The following is a 2,198-nucleotide window of genomic DNA, read 5'->3' as shown; positions in this document are numbered from 1 at the left end:
TCCCCGGGCCACTCAAGGACCTGTTCGATGGCGGCATCCTGCGTTGGGTGGGCGTTGCGGCGGTCCTGCTGCTGCTGTTCTCCAGCTTCCAGCTGATCGGCGAGCAGGAACGCGGCGTGGTGCTGCGCTTCGGCCAGTTCTCGCGGATCCTGCAGCCCGGCCCCAACTTCAAACTGCCGTGGCCGATCGAGTCGGTCAACAAGGTCAACGCCACCCAGATCAAGACCTTCAGCAGCCAGGTACCGGTGCTGACCCGCGACGAGAACATCGTCAACGTCTCGGTCAACGTGCAGTACCGCATCGACGATCCGCGCCTGTACCTGTTCGGCTCGGTCTCGGCCGACCAGGTGCTGGAGCAGTCGGCGCAGAGCGCGGTCCGCGAGCAGGTGGGGCGTGCCGACCTCAATGCAGTGCTCAACAACCGCGGCCCGCTGGCCGTGGTCGCCGAAGAGCGCCTGCAGGCCTCGCTGAAGGCCTACCGTACCGGCCTGTCGGTGACCGGGCTGACCCTGCCCGATGCGCGTCCGCCGGAGGAAGTGAAGCCGGCCTTCGACGAGGTCAACGGCGCCCAGCAGGTCAAGGAGCGCCTGATCAACGAAGCCCAGGCGTACGCGGCCAAGGTCGTGCCCGAAGCGCGTGGCCAGGCCTCGCGTGCGCGCACCACCGCCGAGGGGTACAAGCAGGCCGTGGTCTCCAAGGCCCAGGGTGATGCCGAGCGCTTCAGCCTGCTCCAGGTCCAGTACAAGGACGCCCCGGAAGTCACCCGCAAGCGCCTGTGGCTGGAAACGGTGGAGCAGGTGCTCGGCCAGAACCGCAAGATCATCGGCGGCGATGGCCGCCAGCTGATCTACGTGCCGATGCCGGCCGACACCCGTGGCGGTGCGGCCGCCCCGGCTGCCCCGCCCGTGACCCCGGAAGTGATGCTGCCGTCGCTGCCGGCCAGCACGCCGGTGGATGGCGTGCGCAACACCGAACGTCCGACCACCCGCCCCACCGGTCGTGAAGGAGTCAGCCGATGAAGAGTTCCCTTTGGATCGGGCTGGCCGTGGCCGCCCTGCTGGCCCTGCTGGGCTCGGTGTACGTGGTCCGCGAAGACCAGACCGCGATGGTGCTCAACCTGGGCAAGGTGGTGCGCGCGGACATCAAACCGGGCCTGCACTTCAAGGTGCCGCTGGTGGAAACGGTGCGGGTGTTCGACCGCCGCTTCCAGGTGCTCGACACCGCGCCGGCGCGTTACTTCACCGCCGAGCAGAAGGACGTCAGCGTCGACTTCTTCGCCATCGGGTACATCTCCGACGTGCGCGACTACTACCGTGCCACCGGCGGCGACGCCACCGTGGCCAATGCGCGCCTGGCCCCGATCATCACYGACTCGCTGCGCAACCAGATCAACTCGCGCACGTTGCAGCAGCTGGTGTCCGGTGACCGCAGCGAACTGATCGCCAACCAGCTGACCGGCATCAACAAGTCGGTCAAGGACCTGGGCATGCAGATCATCGACCTGCGCATCAAGCAGATCGACCTGCCCACCGACAGCCAGGTGATCAACGATGTGTACGAGCGCATGCGCGCCCAGCGCAAGCAGGAAGCGGCCAAGCTGCGCGCCGAGGGTGAGGAGCAGTCGCTGACCATCCGCGCCCAGGCCGACCGCGACAGCACCGTGATCGTGGCCGAAGCCGAGCGTGATGCCCAGCAGATGCGCGGTACCGGCGATGCCGAAGCGGCGCGGATCTACGGCAAGGCCGGTTCCGCCGACCCGTCGTTCTACGCCTTCTACCGCAGCCTGGAGGCCTACCGTGGCTCCATGGCCGACGGCAACGGCGTGATCGTGCTCGACAAGAACGACCCGTTCCTGCAGTACCTCAAGAGCGATCGCTGAGGTCGCAGGCGGTAGCAACCCACGGGGACCCGGTGCAGACCGGGTCCCCRTTTTATTTGGAGCGCCATGAACGACTTTTTCTCCGCCCTGTGCCTGGTCGCGATCCTGGAGGGCCTGTTCCTGTTCGCCGCCCCGTTGGCCTGGAAGCGCATGGCCGAACAGCTGCTGATGCTGCGCAGCGCCGCCCTGCGCACCTGGGGCGGGGTGATCCTGCTGGCCGGGCTGACCACCCTGTGGTGGTTGAAGCACTAGGCCGTACCGGCCGCTCACCAGATCCGGTAGTGCCGGCCGCTGGCCGGCTCCCGGGATGGCCTGGAGC

General features: G+C 67.6%; 3 protein-coding genes. All 3 read left to right on the top strand.

The genetic code is table 11. The features are described from left to right. A partial coding sequence (gene hflK / locus ACXJKH_RS19040; RefSeq protein ID WP_457321718.1) for an FtsH protease activity modulator HflK occupies positions 1-1,019 on the top strand: 1,019 nt, incomplete at its 5' end. Beyond that, positions 1,016-1,879, top strand: coding sequence for a protease modulator HflC (gene hflC, locus ACXJKH_RS19035; RefSeq protein ID WP_256775785.1), 864 nt, complete (start codon positions 1,016-1,018; stop codon positions 1,877-1,879). The genes hflK and hflC, both read left to right, overlap by 4 nt. 66 nt (positions 1,880-1,945) lie before the next feature. Beyond that, positions 1,946-2,131 (top strand): DUF2065 domain-containing protein, encoded by a 186-nt coding sequence (locus ACXJKH_RS19030; protein ID WP_256775784.1) that lies wholly within the window; start codon positions 1,946-1,948, stop codon positions 2,129-2,131. The last annotated feature ends 67 nt before the right edge of the window (positions 2,132-2,198 follow it).

It is taken from the genome of Stenotrophomonas sp. P5_B8 (genome assembly GCF_054049855.1).
This window is presented reverse-complemented; position numbering and strand designations above follow the sequence as displayed.

Coding starts and splice junctions, on each gene's coding strand:
- ACXJKH_RS19030 (WP_256775784.1), top strand. CDS start 1,946: ATGAACGACTTTTTCTCCGCCCTGTGCCTGGTCGCGATCCTGGAGGGC.